This window comes from Vibrio neonatus (assembly GCF_024346975.1).
Lineage (GTDB): Bacteria > Pseudomonadota > Gammaproteobacteria > Enterobacterales > Vibrionaceae > Vibrio > Vibrio neonatus.
This window is the reverse complement of record NZ_AP024885.1, coordinates 163,377-181,983: the sequence shown is the minus strand read 5'-3', so window position 1 is coordinate 181,983 and position 18,607 is coordinate 163,377. Positions and strand designations below refer to the sequence as shown.

The 18,607-nt window shown below is 44.2% G+C and carries 14 protein-coding genes; 9 read left to right on the top strand and 5 right to left on the bottom strand.

What is annotated here, in order from left to right; all coding sequences use genetic code 11:
• Positions 1-97 precede the first annotated feature (97 nt).
• From argE to OCU38_RS00840, 3 genes are all read left to right on the top strand, one after another.
• Complete coding sequence (gene argE / locus OCU38_RS00850; protein ID WP_261823435.1) at positions 98-1,255, top strand: acetylornithine deacetylase; 1,158 nt, start codon at positions 98-100, stop codon at positions 1,253-1,255.
• 186 nt (positions 1,256-1,441) lie between these two features.
• On the top strand, positions 1,442-4,072 hold the full coding sequence (ppc, locus tag OCU38_RS00845) for a phosphoenolpyruvate carboxylase (protein ID WP_261823434.1): 2,631 nt from the start codon (positions 1,442-1,444) through the stop codon (positions 4,070-4,072).
• 486 nt (positions 4,073-4,558) lie between these two features.
• Positions 4,559-5,089, top strand: coding sequence for a PadR family transcriptional regulator (locus tag OCU38_RS00840; protein ID WP_261823433.1), 531 nt, complete (start codon positions 4,559-4,561; stop codon positions 5,087-5,089).
• Between the two features lie 161 nt (positions 5,090-5,250).
• Here OCU38_RS00840 and metF read toward each other — a convergent pair whose 3' ends face one another.
• From metF to OCU38_RS00825, 3 genes are all read right to left on the bottom strand, one after another.
• Positions 5,251-6,135 carry a methylenetetrahydrofolate reductase gene (gene metF / locus OCU38_RS00835; RefSeq protein ID WP_261823432.1) on the bottom strand — a complete coding sequence of 295 codons (885 nt, stop codon included), beginning with the start codon at positions 6,133-6,135 and terminating at the stop codon, positions 5,251-5,253.
• A 171-nt stretch (positions 6,136-6,306) separates the two neighbouring features.
• A complete protein-coding gene (locus tag OCU38_RS00830) occupies positions 6,307-8,715 on the bottom strand; it encodes a bifunctional aspartate kinase/homoserine dehydrogenase II (RefSeq protein WP_261823431.1) in 2,409 nt (802 codons plus the stop codon).
• Positions 8,716-8,717: 2 nt separating this feature from the next.
• Positions 8,718-9,881 carry an O-succinylhomoserine (thiol)-lyase gene (locus OCU38_RS00825; protein ID WP_261823430.1) on the bottom strand — a complete coding sequence of 388 codons (1,164 nt, stop codon included), beginning with the start codon at positions 9,879-9,881 and terminating at the stop codon, positions 8,718-8,720.
• Between the two features lie 190 nt (positions 9,882-10,071).
• On the opposite strand from OCU38_RS00825, the gene metJ reads away from it, so the two are divergent.
• Positions 10,072-10,389, top strand: a complete 318-nt coding sequence (gene metJ, locus OCU38_RS00820; protein ID WP_021714268.1) for a met regulon transcriptional regulator MetJ — start codon at positions 10,072-10,074, stop codon at positions 10,387-10,389.
• Positions 10,390-10,500: 111 nt separating this feature from the next.
• On the opposite strand, the gene OCU38_RS00815 is transcribed toward metJ, so the two are convergent.
• On the bottom strand, positions 10,501-11,763 hold the full coding sequence (locus tag OCU38_RS00815) for a malic enzyme-like NAD(P)-binding protein (RefSeq protein ID WP_023402420.1): 1,263 nt from the start codon (positions 11,761-11,763) through the stop codon (positions 10,501-10,503).
• Positions 11,764-11,976: 213 nt separating this feature from the next.
• Complete coding sequence (gene rpmE / locus OCU38_RS00810) at positions 11,977-12,195, bottom strand: 50S ribosomal protein L31 (RefSeq protein ID WP_021714266.1); 219 nt, start codon at positions 12,193-12,195, stop codon at positions 11,977-11,979.
• Between the two features lie 300 nt (positions 12,196-12,495).
• Here rpmE and priA point away from each other — a divergent pair, with 300 nt between their 5' ends.
• The 5 genes from priA to hslU all read left to right on the top strand — a co-directional run bounded on the left by priA (position 12,496) and on the right by hslU (position 18,556).
• Positions 12,496-14,697, top strand: a complete 2,202-nt coding sequence (gene priA / locus OCU38_RS00805; protein ID WP_261823429.1) for a primosomal protein N' — start codon at positions 12,496-12,498, stop codon at positions 14,695-14,697.
• Between the two features lie 190 nt (positions 14,698-14,887).
• Positions 14,888-15,892, top strand: a complete 1,005-nt coding sequence (gene cytR / locus OCU38_RS00800) for a DNA-binding transcriptional regulator CytR (RefSeq protein ID WP_261823428.1) — start codon at positions 14,888-14,890, stop codon at positions 15,890-15,892.
• A gap of 66 nt (positions 15,893-15,958) precedes the next feature.
• Complete coding sequence (locus tag OCU38_RS00795; RefSeq protein WP_261823427.1) at positions 15,959-16,522, top strand: SPOR domain-containing protein; 564 nt, start codon at positions 15,959-15,961, stop codon at positions 16,520-16,522.
• A 165-nt stretch (positions 16,523-16,687) separates the two neighbouring features.
• Complete coding sequence (gene hslV / locus OCU38_RS00790; protein ID WP_021714262.1) at positions 16,688-17,212, top strand: ATP-dependent protease subunit HslV; 525 nt, start codon at positions 16,688-16,690, stop codon at positions 17,210-17,212.
• 9 nt (positions 17,213-17,221) lie between these two features.
• The gene (hslU, locus tag OCU38_RS00785; RefSeq protein WP_261823426.1) at positions 17,222-18,556 is read left to right on the top strand and encodes an HslU--HslV peptidase ATPase subunit; all 1,335 of its coding nucleotides are present in this window, start codon (positions 17,222-17,224) and stop codon (positions 18,554-18,556) included.
• Positions 18,557-18,607: the final 51 nt, after the last annotated feature.

Here is an 18,607-nt window from a genome sequence, read left to right as displayed (position 1 = left end):
TAAAAAGGCTTATTTTGCTTTTTTATTCATTCTTTGTGACTTAGTATGTGTTTTAACCTTTCATTAGTTATCTGTCAATAGTGGATGCAAAGATAATATGCCTATACCTAAATTTGTTGATATTTATCAAGGCTTGATAAGTACTTCTTCCATCAGCTCTACCGACCCAAAATGGGACCAGGGAAACGCGCAAGTTATTGCCAAACTTGCCACTTGGTTTGAAGACCTTGGTTTTACCGTAACTACAGAAGAAGTTGAGCCCGGAAAATTAAACCTAATGGCGCAATTGGGCAATGGTGAAGGTGGACTGTTACTTGCGGGACACACGGATACTGTTCCCTTTGATCAAGGTCGTTGGAATTTTGACCCTCATCAGTTAACTCTGTCAGATAATCGCTATTACGGTTTAGGCACTGCGGATATGAAAGGCTTCTTTGCTTTTATCTTAGATGCAGTAAAACAAATGCAAAAAAACGGCACTGATTGGAGCACGCAAAACAAGCCTTTGTATGTTCTTGCCACTTGTGATGAAGAAACCACCATGCTCGGTGCTAAGCATTTTGCCAAAGAAGCTCCCTTTAAGCCTGACTACTGCATTATTGGTGAGCCCACCAATTTAGTGCCGATACGTGGCCACAAAGGACACATGGCAAACGCTATTCGTATTACCGGCAAATCAGGGCACTCATCAGATCCTGCGCTAGGGATAAATGCTATAGAAATCATGCATGAAGTGATGTATTCGTTGATGCACCTAAAACAACAGCTGATCAAAGACTACCACCATCCTGGGTTTGCCATCCCTAGCCCAACTATGAATTTGGGGCACATTCACGGTGGTGACAGTGCCAACCGTATTTGTGGCTGTTGTGAATTGCATTATGATCTTAGACCGCTTCCAGGGTTAAGCCTTGAGAGCCTAGATCAGTTGCTGCACGAGCATCTACAGACCGTGATGCAAAAGTGGCCCGGACGAATTGAAGTCAAACCACTGCATCCGCCAATTCCAGGTTATGAATGTCATGCCGATCACCACTTTGTGCAAGAGATGCAACTCATCTGCGATACGGAATCACAAACGGTCAACTACTGTACAGAAGCGCCTTATTTACAAGAGTTATGCCCGACTTTGGTGATGGGACCGGGCTCTATTGACCAAGCGCATCAGCCGGATGAATTTTTAAGTCTAGATTTTATTAATCCAACAATTAATATTTTACAAAAATCGATTAACCAATACTGTTTTGCGAGCTAATTTCAACGATTAGTGAAATTAAGTTTCAACATCCAAATTGTTAGAGTCAGCTATTATGATTCAAATCAATTCAAACGTTGGTTTTTCAATCAAATTTGTTCAAAGTTTGACTCTTACCCCTTTTCTTGGATAGATTGGATCTTAACTCAAGGAAAGGTGTGTAATTTAATTACGAGGCTCAATGAAATGAATAAGAAATATTCTGCACTTACCAGTAACGTGAAGATGCTTGGTAATCTACTTGGCAGAACCATTAAAGACGCCCATGGAGAGGAGATTTTTAATAAAGTTGAAACTCTTCGTAAGTTGTCTAAGTCGGCTCGTAGCGGTCATCAAGAAGATAGAGAGGCTCTCATCCATGAGATTGAGAACCTGCCGGACGAGCAATTTATCCCAGTCGCTCGCGCATTCAATCAATTTTTGAATCTGACTAATATAGCCGATCAATACCATACAATTTCTCGTCATTGCGAAGAGCATGTTTGCGAACCTGATGTACTTCAGACTCTCTTTAGTAAACTTCATTCTAAAGAGATTTCTAAAAAAGAAGCATCGGACGCAATCAAGAACCTCAATATTGAATTAGTGCTAACTGCGCACCCTACCGAAATCTCTCGTCGTACCATGATCAACAAGCTACTTAAGATAAACGATTGTTTATCTAAACTAGAGCTTAGCGATATTGGTCACTCAGAACGAATTAAAACAGAGCGCCGTCTAGAGCAACTTATCGCTCAAAGCTGGCACTCAGATGTTATCCGTCAGCAACGCCCTACTCCTCTTGATGAGGCTAAATGGGGTTTTGCCGTTGTTGAAAACTCGCTTTGGGAAGCAGTACCTGATTTCTTGCGTGAGTTAGACGAACGAGTATCGACTCACCTAGATGAGCCTCTACCTATCGATGCTCGCCCAGTGCATTTCTCTTCTTGGATGGGTGGTGACCGCGACGGTAACCCGTTTGTCACTCATAACATTACTCAAGAAGTATTGTGGTTATCTCGCTGGAAAGCCGCTGACCTATATTACACCGATATCGAAGAGCTAATCACTGAGCTATCAATGATCGAGTGTAATGCAGCCGTACGTGAACTTGCGGGTGATAGTCACGAACCGTATCGTGGCATCCTAAAAGAAATGCGCACTCTGCTTAACAATACGCGCAAATCGATTTCAGCAAGACTGGCTGGCGATATTATTCCAAATGTCAGCATCTTAGAAACGGCTGAGCAACTATGGCACCCACTACATACCATCTACACCTCTCTACATGAGTGCGGTATGGGTGTGATTGCTGAAGGCTCACTGCTTGATACGCTTCGCCGCATTAAATGTTTTGGTGTGCACCTTGTTCGACTAGACATTCGCCAAGAGAGCACCGAGCACTCGAAAGCTTTGTCTGAAGTAACACGTTTCTTAGGTCTAGGTGATTACGACCAGTGGAGTGAACAAGATAAAGTTGCATTCCTAGTTAAAGAGCTTAGCGATAATCGACCTCTTATCCCACACAACTGGGAACCATCACCAATGGTTAAAGAGGTGATTGAAACCTGTAAGACTGTTGCTGCTCACCCTAAAGAAGCTTTTGGTTCTTATGTTATTTCAATGGCACGTACAGCGTCTGATGTACTTGCTGTTCACTTATTGCTACGTGAAGCGGGCTGTAAATTCCGTTTAGGCGTTTGTCCATTATTTGAAACTCTAGAAGATTTAAATAACTCAGAAGCCGTCATGCAACAGCTGTATAGCATTGATTGGTATCGCGGATTTATCCAAGGCGAACAGATGGTCATGATTGGCTACTCTGACTCAGCAAAAGATGCTGGCGTAATGTCTGCAGGCTGGGCGCAATACGACGCAATGGATAAGCTAGTTAAAGTCTCTGAAGCAGAAAATATCGACCTGACCTTGTTCCATGGTCGTGGCGGTACTATCGGCCGTGGTGGCGCTCCTGCACACGCAGCATTGTTGTCTCAACCACCAAAAAGCTTGAAAGGTGGCCTACGTGTTACTGAGCAAGGTGAGATGATTCGCTTTAAACTTGGTCTACCACAAGTGGCAGTCAACAGCCTGAACTTGTACGCTAGCGCCATTTTAGAAGCTAACCTGCTTCCGCCTCCAGAGCCAAAACAAGATTGGCGTGACCTTATGGAAGTGCTATCACAGGTTTCTTGTGAGTCTTACCGTAATGTCGTACGCGGTGAAGCGGACTTTGTTCCTTACTTCCGCGCGGCTACACCTGAGCTTGAGCTAGGCAAACTGCCGCTAGGCTCTCGTCCTTCGAAGCGTAACCCGAAAGGTGGCGTAGAAAGCCTACGTGCTATCCCATGGATCTTCTCATGGAGCCAAAACCGTCTGGTGCTTCCTGCTTGGCTTGGCGCGGGTGAAGCGATTCAATACTCAATTGACCAAGGTCATCTAGAATTACTAGAAGAGATGTGTCGTGAATGGCCGTTCTTCTCTACCCGCTTAGGTATGTTAGAAATGGTGTACTACAAGTGCAGCATGGATATCTCTAAACTGTACGACGAGAAGCTTACAGACCCATCACTATGGCGTTTAGGTGAGAACCTTCGTGGACAACTACAAAAAGATATCCAAACGGTTCTAAAAGTAGAGAACAACGAGAACCTAATGCAAAGTGACCCATGGGGTCTAGAGTCCATACGTCTACGCAACATCTATGTTGATCCATTGAACATGTTGCAAGTAGAGCTTCTAAAGCGTACTAGACAAAAAGAAGAGAATAACCCTGAACTGGAAGAAGCTCTGATGATTACCATTGCTGGTATTGCAGCAGGAATGCGTAACACAGGTTAAGCTCGACAAGCGTCTATCATGCTTAGCATTCAAGCCCTAGCTCATTGAGCTGGGGCTTTTTTGTATCCTTAGCTTATCTCACGGTATCCTTGGCTTATCTCACGCAAAAATATAAAACAGTGATAGATCCGGCATTTTACCCAACCGATAACAGCACTTGTTAGGCTTTTTGAGCAAGTTGGCAATATGAGACAAAAAGCAGTAAACATGTTTTTGTAATACTTATTTTTCGTTAATCTAACGCCAAAAAATGATAGTAAACTGTTAGCTTATAGGTAGGGGATCTTGGGTTTCACAATAAAAATAACGAGACACAATATTCCCTATTTATTGGACATAATAAAATAAATTATGGTCGGGTGAGAATGGCTTAAAAGGTAATACATGCACTCATGAACTTCTTGAGTGGCTCGCACTCTTCAATGATGACCAACTAGAGTCTGAACTGTGCGTTGTTTTTTATATGCAGTAATTTGGAAGAACAACATGTCATTACCACACGTTATATTGACCGTACTAAGCACAAAAGATGCTACCGGTTACGACATTACAAAAGAGTTTTCTTATAGCATTGGCTACTTTTGGAAAGCAAGCCACCAACAGGTTTACCGTGAGTTAAATAAACTGGCAGAAAACGAGCTCGTTACTTGTCAGCTATTCCCTCAATCAGGCAAGCCTGATAAAAAGATTTACTCAATCACAGAGCGCGGCCGTGAGGCACTGGCTAAATGGTTTGAACAACCTATTTCGCACCCAACAGTGAGAGATGAGTTTGCAGCTAAACTTTATGCATGTGAAGTTCAGCCTGCTGAAGGTTTTTCTGACCAACTGCAACTTGCACTAAGCGATTCACGTAAACTGGTTCAGTTTTACAAAGAAATCGAAGATACGCATTACGCTGATACACGCATTTTGAGCCACAAAGAAAAAATTGAGCGACTAACCTTACGTCGTAATCTTTTGACTCGCGAAGCTTGGAATGAGTGGGCGGAAGAAGTGTTACGCGAGATTGCTTAACAGAAAAACAAAAGGACCTAGCTTTTTATGCACTGGGTCCTTTGTTTTATTTGGCTTAGAGAACAATATCAACGCTGGTTAAATTCTTATTAACCGTATCCCTATCTAGCAATACTTTTCCGTAAATTCACTCTCTCTACCAATGTATTCTCAGATGAGAACTATGGGCGAACACCTAATGTGTGGCACAAAGCGTACGTCATTTCTGCACGGTTCAAAGTATAGAAGTGGAAATCCTTTACCCCTTCACGACTTAAAATACGCACCATATCAATAGCCTGACTGGCACCGACTAGTTGGCGTGTCAAAGGATCATCATCCAACCCTTCAAACTGTTTTGCCATCCATCCCGGTACTTTCACGTTATTCATCGCTGCAAAGCGAGACGCTTGCTTGAAATTAGACACTGGCAAAATACCCGGAATAATTTCGACATCGATACCCGTTGCCGCACAGCGGTCACGGAAGCGAAGGTAGCTTTCAACATCAAAGAAAAACTGCGTGATAGCGCGGTTTGCGCCCGCATCAACTTTACGTTTTAGGTTTAATAAATCAGATTGCGCACTTTTCGCTTCTGGGTGTACTTCAGGAAAAGCGGCTACCGAGATATCAAAGTCATGGCGAGATTTTAGTAACTCAACTAAATCAGAAGCGTACATATCTGGCGTACCACCGTTTGGCGGAATGTCACCACGCAGTGCCACAATGCTCTCGATGCCATTCTTCCAATAATCATCGGCAATGGTGATCAGTTCATCACGAGAAGCATCGATACAAGTTAAATGCGGCGCCGCAATTAGGTTGGTTTGGCTTTTGATTTCTTTGATGATTGAGTGAGTACGATCTCGCTCACCTGAGTTAGCACCGTAGGTCACAGAGACGAATTTAGGCTTTAACGTTTTTAAGCGATGTACAGAGTTCCAAAGGGTCTCCTCCATTTTTTCACTGCTAGGAGGGAAGAACTCGAAAGAGACATTGATATTATCAGAAAGCTCAGCGACGTTTTGATTGAGTGCATCAATGTGGCTTGCGTGTGTGTAACCCATATTTCTTCTCCCTGTGCATCAGCACAATCACATAGTTTTGAACGTTTAGACGTCTATATGTCTAGATAATGTAAATTTATGAGAGGGATGTCAACAAAAATTCGTACAAAAGTTGAGTCTTTTTAGATAAGAAGCATCCAACGCGGACACGTTGGATGCTTTAGATAAGAATTATAATAGACTAGATAAGCGATTAAGATCAGACTGCAAGGCGCCTGCCGTGACTTCTCGACCCGCACCAGGGCCACGTATAACCAATGGGTTATCTTTGTACCACTTACTCTCAATAGCAAAAATATTGTCACAAGGCAGTAAGTTAGCCAAAGAGTGGTGCGCTTCAAGCGCCTCTACGCCCACTGTCGCCTCTCCTTCTTTTGAAAGACGTGCAATGTATCGTAAAACCTTTCCTTCGCTTTGTGCTTTATCTAAGCGCTCTGCTAGCGCTTCGTTCAACACGTTAGCCTGCTGGAAGAATTCATCCACAGATAAAGCCAATAAACCCTCGGGAACTAAAGATTCAACCTTCACCCCTTCAGGTTCCAGTTCTAAACCTGATTCACGTGCCAAAATCACTAATTTACGCATCACATCGGTGCCGTCTAAATCGGCTCTAGGATCAGGCTCTGTTAGCCCTTGTTGCCAAGCTAGGTCAACCAACTCACTAAATGGAATAGAGCCATCATACTGTTGGAACAGCCATGACAAGGTGCCTGAGAAGATTCCAGAGAGTGCTACGATTTCATCACCGCTTTCTCGCAGGTCTCTCACTGTGTGGTTTACCGGCAAGCCAGCACCCACAGTGGCGTTATACAGCCAGTGACGCCCTGTTTTAGCAAATACATCCTGCACCTGATGGTAAAACTCACTTGGCGCAGAACCTGCCAGCTTATTTGCTGAGATTAAGTGCATGCCATGTTCAGCAAACTCTAGGTAGCGATCAGACACCTGCTGACTAGCCGTTACATCCAATACGATGATTTCATCAAAGCTTGATTGACGCTTGATTAGCGGTAGCCAATCTTCTTCGTTACTAACCGCATTATCAGCGAACTGGCTGTTTACCTTGCTGGCATCTATGCCATTTTCATCAAACCAATAACTCTGGCTCGCAATTACCCCGATAAGGTCAAAGCTCATGCCGCGACGCTTTTCTAGCTGGTCTTTTTGCGTAGCAAATAGCTCCAACCAATTCGAACCAATATTACCTTTACCACACAACACAATGCCGACACGCTTTTGCGCTTGGAACAGCTGGTTATGCAGCACTTTAAGCAGTGACGGAATTGCGCTGGTTCTTACTATGGCAACAATGCTCAACTCAGATTCGGTTTCAAACATGAACTCAACATTGACGCTTTTCAGTGTTTGGTAAAAACCAAAACAATGATTAGCATTGTTAGTCACACCAGCTCCTACCGCAGCCAGCATGGATAAATCGTTTTTCACGGCCACGGATACATCAAAGTTTGCCGCTTCAATGCAGGCTAAGGCACCAGCCAATAGTTCACTGGTATAAGCCAAACGTAAGCAGTGTTTATCTGATTGTGACTCATAGGCCAGTGGCGCAAGCTGTGCTTTATTCAGCAGAGCTAACACTTGTGGCTCTAAACTTTCAAAATCATGTGCAGAGCTTAAAGTCAGCTCAATCAAGTTCACATCATCTAATGAGGTCACTATTTTAGCGCCTCGACCAGAAGCTAATACACGTTCGATACGCGTTGAACCTGACTCTGGTTGATGACTGCAACGCAACTCTAAGTCCATAGCACTTTGGGCGACGGGCTGTAGTGTACGGCTGTGCAGTACAGGAGCGGCAAGACGCGCCAATTCACTGGCTTCATCAAGACGAAGCAGTGGCAGTAAGCAAGCATCTTCAACAATGCGCGGGTCTGCGCTATATACGCCTGCAACATCACTCCAAATGGTAACTTTAGCCACTTCGGCCAGAGCACCGACTATGGTCGCCGAATAATCCGAACCATTACGTCCAAGAAGTACTGTCTCTCCTTGTTGGTTATGTGCCATAAAACCAGTAATCACTAAGCGTTTTTGAGGATGCTGAGCTAACACTGATTTCAATAGTGGCCAAGAAAGGTTGCGATCGATTTCTGGCTGAGTGCCTGCTTCTGCACGTAAGAAGTCGCGAGAATCAAGAGCTGCACTTGGCATATCTCTATCACAAAGCACCGCACTAAGGAGGCGAGATGACCACACTTCACCATGACCTAATACCGCTGATTTTTGTGGCTCGCTTAACGGAGCATTTAAGGCACTTAATGCGGTAAACTCTCGGTTAAGTTGCTCTTGCAAAGCCGTCGCCGTTTGTTGAGGAAGCAAGTCGCTAATCAATTGATTCTGATAGCTTCTTAGCTCAAGTAAAATCTCATGCGCAATACGTCCATCTTTTTCTAAAGCCGCTAACCAGCGCAACAAATTGTTGGTCGTTGAACCGGCAGCAGAAACAATCACTAAATCACTCGCGTTGGAGTACTCCGCCAAAATATTGGCTACGCGATCAAAGCATTCTGCATTTGCCAGACTACTACCACCAAACTTATGCAGTTGCGTTGCGTTGTTCATAATTAACCCTCGACCGAATCAAATGCTTGGGCAAGATCATCAATAAGATCGTCACTATCTTCTAGCCCAACAGACAGACGTAATAAGAAATTAGACACACCAGCCTCAGCCAATGCTTTTTCACCCATAGCTCTATGAGTCATAGTCGCAGGGTGACAAATCAAGCTCTCAACCCCACCCAATGATTCTGCCAAAGAGAATAGTTTTAAACTGTTAATAAAGGTTTTTAGCTGCTCTAAATCGCCATCAAACTCAAAGCTAAGCATGCTGCCAAAACCTGACTGCTGACGCTTAGCAATGTCATGGCCTGGATGATCTGGCAAGCTTGGGTGATAAATAGTTTTCACACGCTTTTGAGATTGTAGGAAGTTTAAAATAACTTGTGAGCTTTCTTCATGCACGCGCATACGTGCACCTAAAGTGCGAATGCCGCGCAGTGTCATGTAGCTATCAAAAGGTGTACCCGTCGCACCAATACAGTTGCCCCACCAGCCAAGTTCTTCAGCATGCTGTTCGGTTTTAGTGATCACTACTCCGCCAATCACATCTGAATGACCATTAATGTATTTAGTGGTGGAGTGGATAACAAAATCAGCACCCAGCTCTAGTGGTCTTTGGTAAATTGGGGTTAGAAATGTATTGTCGACGCCCACTAACGCACCCACAGCCGCCGCTTGCTGACACACTTTCTCTATATCCACTACTCGCACCAATGGGTTCGATGGCGTTTCAATAAGAATCAGTTTTGGCTTTTTGGCAATCGCTGCAGCAAGGGCTTGATCATCTGATTGATCGACAAACTCGACTTTAAAGTCACCTTTTTGCGCACGAGTGTTAAATAAACGGTAAGTACCGCCATAACAATCGTGAGGCGCAATAATTAAATCGTCTGGGCTTAAAAATGCCGAAACCCATAAATTAAGTGCTGATGTACCACAGTTGGTAACAACAGCGCCTTTACCTGACTCCAACTCAAACAGTGCCGTCTCTAAAAGCCCACGATTGGGGTTTCCAGAGCGGGTGTAATCATACTTTGGTACATCTCCAAATGAAGGAAAACCATAGTTTGTGGACAGGTAAATAGGGGGAACAACAGCATGGTGCTGGGTATCAGACTCTATACCGGTGCGTACGGCAATGGTCGATGACTTATGTTTACTGCTCATTTTCTTGTCCTTCCTTTGGCAGTGACTGGTGGAGTTTGTAACCAATCAAATTAATCTGAATCTAATACTAGATTACCGTGATCAGTATTAGACTTCAACACATCTAGACGTCTAAATGCCTTTACATATAGCAGTAAATATCGCTAGAATTGGAAATTAACTTCTTAAAACTAAGTAATAAAGGTTTCCAATGGCAGACTGGAATGGCGAATACATCAGCCCATATGCTGAACACGGTAAAAAAAGCACTCAAGTCAAAAAGATCACTGTGTCTATTCCACTTAAGGTTCTCAAAATTCTAACTGATGAGCGAACACGTCGTCAGGTAAACAACCTCCGCCATGCAACCAACAGTGAGCTTTTATGTGAAGCTTTCTTACACGCTTATACTGGCCAACCACTCCCTACCGACGAAGATCTGCGAAAAGATTGCCCAGATGAAATTCCAACTGAAGCAAAAAAAATTATGTCTGATCTCGGTATTGAATTAGAAGTCTTCGACGACTAACACTAGTACTAAATTAGCACAACGCTCAGATTTAACTCATAAAAAAAGGGGCTAGAGTGATCACACTCTAGCCCCTTTTTCACTTTCGGTTATTAACCCTGCATTCTGCTATTAGCTCTGCATATAGTTTTCTGGAAGCTCTATGCGAGCAACGCCAGAAGCAACCGCAGCTTCTGCTACCGCTCTTGCTACGCGAGGCAACAAGCGTGGGTCCATTGGTTTAGGGATAATATAGCCATTACCAAACTCTAATGATGTTACTCCAGCCGCCTTCATCACTTCTTCTGGCACTGGCTCTTTTGCTAACTGGCGAATCGCTTCCACCGCCGCTAATTTCATTTCAATATTAATCTCGCTGGCTCTCACATCTAAAGCGCCACGGAAGATAAATGGGAAACAAATAACGTTGTTCACTTGGTTTGGATAATCAGAACGTCCCGTGCCCATAATCAAATCACTACGCACTTCATGAGCACGCTCTGGTTTAATTTCAGGATCAGGGTTAGAACAGGCAAACACCACGGGTTTGTCCGCCATCAAGGCCAATGCCTCTGGTGACAGCAAGTTAGGGCCAGACACACCAAGGAACAGATCCGCGCCTTCAATCACATCTTCTAGGGTACGTTTGTCGGTATTGTTGGCAAACAGCTGTTTGTATTCGTTAAGATCGTCACGGCGAGTATGAATAACGCCTTTACGATCTAGCATGTAGATTTTTTCACGCTGTGCGCCACATTTAATGAGTAGCTCCATACACGCAACTGCTGCAGCACCAGCGCCTAAACATACGATAGTAGAGTCACACAGTTGTTTTCCTTGTAGCTCTATCGCGTTAAGCATGCCGGCAGCGGTCACAATCGCGGTGCCGTGCTGATCATCGTGAAATACCGGCACATCACATCGTTCGATAAGACGACTTTCAATCTCAAAACAATCTGGCGCTTTAATATCTTCTAGGTTAATTCCGCCAAAAGTATCGGCAATCGCCGCCACGGTATCGATGAACTCATCAATAGTGCGGTGCTTTACTTCAATATCAATAGAGTCCAAACCGGCAAAGCGTTTAAACAATAACGCTTTACCTTCCATAACCGGCTTAGAAGCCATTGGCCCTAAGTTACCTAACCCCAAGATAGCCGTGCCGTTTGAAATAACCGCAACCATATTCCCTTTGGCTGTGTACTTGTAAACATTATCAGCATTTTGGGCGATTTCACGTACTGGCTCTGCAACACCTGGGCTATACGCTAGCGCAAGATCATGAACTGAATCAGCAGGGGTCGTTAATTCAACAGCTATTTTTCCTGGTTTAGGAAACTCGTGGTAATCGAGAGCTTGTTGGCGGAAATCATTTATTGGTTGGTCATCTGACATCAAAGAGCATCCCTTCGTGGATATTAGGAGAAAGTAAATAATTTTTGATTGTAAATAAAAAACAGGCAATGTACTACAAAGTAACCAGTGTAAAAAAGACAATAGCTTAGATTGCAGGATAAAAATGAAGGTAAATAGGCAGGAAAGTCACTTTGTTATGGGATCAAAAAAGGCCGCCTAGGCGACCTTTTTTCTGTATCTTTACGACTAAGATTATTTCTTAGAAGAAAGAGCACCGAAACGCTTGTTAAAGCGATCAACACGGCCGCCAGTATCAACGATACGTTGCTTACCAGTGTAGAACGGGTGACATTTGTCACATACGTCTAGGTGGATAGATTCTTTAGCTAGAGTTGAGTTGAACTCAAAAGTATTTCCGCAAGAGCAGTTAGCTGTTACAGATTTGTATTCAGGATGGATACCTGGTTTCATGGGAAAACCTCATTTATAGGCCGCGTCGCTATCCAAATCTAAGGTTGGACACCACACGTAGTTTCTAACAGTGACACCGCGTAATACAGCATCTTCAAGGCGCAGTATAGTAATGAATTAGTCTTTAAGGATCAACTGATTTGTCCCTTTTTTCGCCACATTCACCATAATATTCCTATATATAGCCATATGCGAGACAACACTTGGCTAGGAGGTCAATATTTTTCATCATCTCCTTGCCCTTTTTCTAGTATCATCATCTGTGTAATTATCTGATTGCAGAAACATCAAAGAGATCCCATGCGCCCAACAATTGCTAGAGTTGCCCTGCCCGTACCTCTAGATAAAGAATTTGAATACCTCATCCCGTCACACTTATTTCCTGTTGTGGGTGTGCGTGTATGGGTGCCGTTTGGGCCAAATAAGCGACTTGGCGTTATCACTGCCCTCACCCATCAATCAGAATACGATATCAATAAGCTCAAGCCTTTAATGACAGTGCTTGATGTTGAGCCTATATGGCCAGATAAACTTTATAAACTGATTCATTGGGCTAGCCGATTTTACCAATATCCACTCGGTGAAACATTAAATGGGGCTATGCCTGGCGCTCTGCGCAAAGGTAAACCAGCACATAAGCAGCCACAGAAAATATGGCAACTCACCGATGCTGGTCGTAACCAGTTAATGCAGGGCTTTGGACGAGCAGTTCAGCAAGCTAAAGTGATGCATGCTTTGCAATATGGGGCACTGGCTCAACATGAACTTGCCACTTTAGATATCTCTAGCTCTGTTTTAAAAACTTTAGAGCAGAAACAATGGGTAGTTTGCTCAGAAAGTATTGAAATCAATGACCAGTGGCCAGCTGAGCTCATTAATGAAGACGACAAGCGTCAACTCAACCATGAACAAATGCTGGCCGTAGTCACAGTCAACCACATTGAAGGTTATGAATGTGCGCTTCTTGATGGAGTTACAGGTTCAGGTAAAACCGAGGTTTATCTTCAACTTATAGAGTCGGTCATCCAGCAGGGTAAGCAAGCGTTAGTCTTAGTTCCCGAAATAGGCTTAACGCCACAAACCATCAACCGATTTAAACGACGCTTTAACGTGCCTATTGAGACCATTCACTCAGGTCTTAATGACAGTGAACGCCTAAATGCATGGCTGGCCGCCAAAAATAAAGAATGCGGCATCCTGATTGGTACTCGCTCGGCATTACTGACCCCCTTTGCCAACCTTGGCATTGTCATTGTCGATGAAGAGCATGACTCTTCTTATAAACAGCAAGATAGCCTACGCTATCACGCTAGAGACATCGCAATAATGCGCGCCCACTCAGAAAGCGTGCCGGTTGTTTTAGGCTCGGCCACACCATCTCTAGAAACCTTAAATAATGCCCTTTCAGGAAAATACCTGCATCTTAAACTGACTGAACGTGCTGGCGGCGCTAGCCCGACCAAAAACAGCGTGATTGATGTAAAAGGCTTATATCTAGAAAGTGGTTTGAGCGCGCCGCTGATTGCGCAAATGCGTAAACACCTGCAACAAGGCAATCAGGTGATGCTGTTTCTAAATCGCCGCGGTTTCTCTCCCGCATTAATGTGCCACGAGTGTGGCTGGATTGCCGAATGTGCTCGATGTGACGCTTACTATACCTTCCACCAAGGAAGCAGTGAGATGCGCTGCCATCACTGTGGCTCACAAAAACCCGTTGTTCATCAATGCCATAGCTGCGGTTCAACTCATTTAGTGACCGTCGGGGTTGGTACAGAACAGCTTGAAGCGCACTTAGAAACCTTATTTCCAGAGTTTAAAACCATTCGTATTGACCGAGACAATACGCGCCGTAAAGGCAGTCTAGAGAGTGCATTAGAATCCATTCGTAATGGTGAGTATCAAATTCTGATTGGTACACAAATGCTTGCTAAAGGGCATCACTTTCCAGACGTGACGTTAGTGGCTTTACTTGATGTGGATTCATCATTATATAGCAGTGATTTTCGGGCTTCAGAAAAGCTAGCGCAATTGTTTATTCAGGTGGCAGGACGTGCGGGACGCGCCAGTAAGCCTGGACACGTGGTGCTACAAACTCATCACCCAGAGCATTCACTGCTACAAGCTTTATTACACAAAGGCTATCCAGAGTTTGCCCAAAGCGCCTTAATGGAACGTAGAGTGGCACAATTGCCTCCCTATGCCAGCCTGTCTTTGTTTCGAGCTGAATCGAATAATTCGCAACTCGCGGAAGATTTTTTAAGGCAAGTAAGGCAAACCTTAGAAGCTCACCCTTTGTTTGATGAACAATGTTGGGTACTTGGCCCAACACCAGCGCCGATGGCAAAACGAGCTGGAAAATCTCGTTGGCAACTTATTTTGCAGTGCCAACTACGTTCAACCATGCAAAAGCTACTTTTGAGCGCAAAACCGGCGTTAGATATGTTGCCAAACGCAAAAAAAGTCCGTTGGAACATAGATGTAGAGCCAATCGACTTAAGTTAAACCACACGCATATGACAAAATGCGAGTCACTTCACAGTAAGTTGTGCAATTTTGCTACATGTCCCTTAAACTGTTTAACGAAAACTCGTTAAACTTATTTTTCACTCGCAATTAAGCTTAGGCAGTTGAAATAAGTTTGCGTCATGGATTGAATCAAACACTCGCTAAATTTCATAGAGGACGACGTACTATGGCGACGATGAAGGATGTTGCTGGACTTGCAGGAGTATCAACAGCAACAGTATCAAGGGCATTAATGAACCCGGAAAAAGTCTCCTCTTCCACTCGCAAACGAGTAGAAGATGCGGTCATTGAATCTGGCTATTGCCCTAGCACTATCATGCGCAGCATGAAGCGTAATGAATCGAAAACTCTCGTCGTTATCGTCCCTGATCTTTGTGACCCTTACTTTTCTGAAATTATTCGTGGCATAGAAGAAGCGGCCTCAAAGCAAGGCTACCTTGTATTGCATGGTGACAGTTCACAACAAAAATGCCGTGATAATTCATTAGTTAACTTGGTGTATTCAAAACAGGCTGATGGGTTGATTCTGCTCGGTACCGACTTACCTATCGATGCCAGTATCGCTGAGCAAAAAAATCTGCCGCCAATGGTGATGGCGTGTGAATACGCCCCTGAATTAGAACTGCCGACTGTTCATATCGACAACCTTACAGCCTCGTTTCAGGCGGTGAACTATCTTGCTAAGTTAGGACACAAACGCATTGGTGAGATCTGTGGCCCTGGCAATGCACCACTGTCTAGCTTCCGTAGCCAAGGTTTCCAACAAGCATTACGTCGCGCTGGATTAAGTATTGATCTAAGCAACACTGCTAGCGGTGATTTTAGCTTTGAATCTGGCGCAGCCGCACTGCGTAAACTTATGAACGCCGGTTCTCCACCGAGCGCTATCTTTTGCCACAATGACATGATGGCCATTGGTGCAATCAAAGAAGCCAAAAATATGGGGCTTAGAGTCCCACAAGATATTTCATTTATCGGCTTTGATAATATAGAGTTCTCAGAATACTGCGATCCTCCACTTACAACCGTCTCTCAACCTCGTTATGATATAGGCTATCAAGCCACTCAAATGTTGTTTGAGATACTAAGTGGCAACGAGATCAGTTCTGACTCACGACTATTAGAAACAGAGCTGATCATTCGACAAAGTACCCTACCACCAAGTTATTAGGGTCTGTTATCTGAACGTTTTCTGCATTACCATAGAAAACGTGAGCAATGGAATAGATTAATTCGAGTGGCAAGAAAAGACTATGTAAAGGGTGGCCGTACGCAACCGAAAAAAACGCGTAAGCCAGCCCCATCAAAACAATCCAAAAAACCTTGGAAGATGATCGTCTTTGCTGGCGCATTGATTGGTGCATTTAGCTATGGGTTATATTCCCTAAGTAAAACCCCTGAACCTCAACAACAGCCCGTAGACGTTGACCTAACAGCAAAAGAGGCATCAACGACGAATAAGAGCGCAGAAAACCTGCCTCCTCCTCCAGAAGAGCAGTGGGAATATGTGAAAACATTGCCTGAGCGTGAAATTAAAGTCGTCGCCAAAGAAGAGAAGCTACCTAAAGTACCTTATATAATGCAATGTGGCGCTTACCGCACGCTTGCGCAAGCAAAGTCGCGCAAAGTAGATATTGCTTTTCAAGGTATCAAAAGCGGAATACGACAAAAGCCGGGAAGTCATTATCATCGTGTCATTCTCGGGCCTTACCCTCGTAAACGTGATGCCGTGCGAGATATGCACAAACTGCAACGTGCCAAAATTGAACCTTGTATGATCCAAAAAGATCCCGGTTACTAATCTAACAGCCTTGGTTAACATTTTAACCAAGGCTGTTTTTTTGATTTGCTTTGATTAGATTTTCTATAAGCCAACACTCCTCTCTACCATCACCTTGAATTTCCCCACGTCCGTCCCCACTTCATTTTAATCTCACTGGTGAAATTAAAATTAGAAGGAAACCTCGTGACTACCATAGTATCCGTACGCCGAAACAATAAAGTCGTCATCGCTGGTGATGGACAAGTTTCTCTAGGCAACACTGTAATGAAAGGCAACGCACAGAAAGTTCGCCGACTCTACAACGACAAAGTACTTGCTGGTTTTGCTGGCGGTACCGCTGACGCATTCACCCTATTTGAGCGACTAGAAAGCAAGCTGCAAATGCACCAAGGCCACCTGACTCGCGCCGCTGTAGAGCTGGCTAAAGATTGGCGTAGCGACCGCGCCCTGCGTCGCCTAGAAGCACTGCTTGTGGTAGCCGATGACACCGCCTCTTTCATCATTACCGGTAATGGCGATGTTGTTCAACCAGAACACGACCTTGTTGCTATTGGCTCTGGTGGTAACTTTGCTCAAGCAGCCGCAACCGCATTACTGGAAAATACAGATCTAGACGCAAGAGAGATTGCAGAAAAAGCTCTCAAGATCGCAGGCGACATCTGTGTATTTACTAACCATCATCACACTATTGATGAACTTGAGTACTAAGGAATTAATATGTCTGAGATGACTCCTCGTGAAATCGTACATGAACTTAACCGACACATCATCGGTCAAGACAATGCCAAGCGTTCTGTAGCTATTGCCCTGCGTAACCGCTGGCGCCGCATGCAATTAGACGAAGATTTGCGCGCTGAAGTAACACCCAAAAATATCCTAATGATCGGCCCAACTGGTGTCGGTAAAACAGAGATTGCTCGCCGTCTGGCAAAACTGGCCAACGCACCTTTCATGAAAGTGGAAGCGACTAAGTTCACTGAAGTGGGCTATGTAGGTAAAGAAGTCGAAACCATCATTCGCGACTTGACCGAAGTTGCAGTGAAGATGACTCACCAACAAGCGACAGAAAAAGTGAAGTTCCGCGCTGAAGAACAAGCCGAAGAACGCATTCTCGATGCCTTATTGCCACCGGCGCGTGATGCATGGGGTGAAAACGAAAAGCCACAAGATAACAGCTCAAATACTCGTCAAATCTTCCGTAAAAAACTGCGTGAAGGCAAACTGGACGACAAAGAAATTGATATCGAAGTTGCTGCGCCACAAATGGGCGTAGAAATCATGTCTCCTCCTGGCATGGAAGAGATGACGAACCAGTTACAAGGTATGTTCCAAAACCTTGCCGGTAATACTAAGAAAAGCCGTAAGCTGAAAATTAAAGAAGCATTCAAAGCGCTAGTTGAAGAAGAAGCGGCTAAGTTAGTCAACCAAGAAGAGCTTAAAGAAGACGCTATCTTCAACGTTGAAAACAACGGCATCGTTTTCATCGATGAGTTTGATAAAATCTGTAAACGCGGTGAAAGCTCAGGCCCTGACGTATCTCGTGAAGGTGTGCAACGTGACTTGTTGCCACTGATTGAAGGAAGCACAGTATCGACCAAACACGGCATGGTGAAAACTGACCATATCTTGTTTATCGCCTCGGGCGCATTCCAAGTAGCTAAGCCTTCTGACCTTATCCCAGAATTACAAGGTCGCCTGCCAATCCGTGTAGAGCTAGAAGCACTTTCAAGCCACGACTTTGAACGCATTCTAACCGAGCCTAGAGCCTCTTTGACTGAGCAATACGTTGCCCTTCTAAAAACCGAAGATGTAAACGTAGAATTTACCGAAGATGGTATCAAGCATATCGCGGAAGCCGCATGGCAAGTCAATGAAACCACAGAAAATATCGGTGCACGTCGCTTATATACAGTGATGGAACGTCTAATGGATGAAATCTCTTATGACGCCACTGAAAAGTCAGGCTCTGAACTTAAAATTGATGCTAGCTATGTTGAAAGTAAACTAGGTAAGCTGGTTGAAGATGAAGATTTGAGTCGCTTTATTCTGTAGCTCAAAATCCTTCAAGTTGGCTACCAAAAATAGAAAAGGCGCCCAAAATGA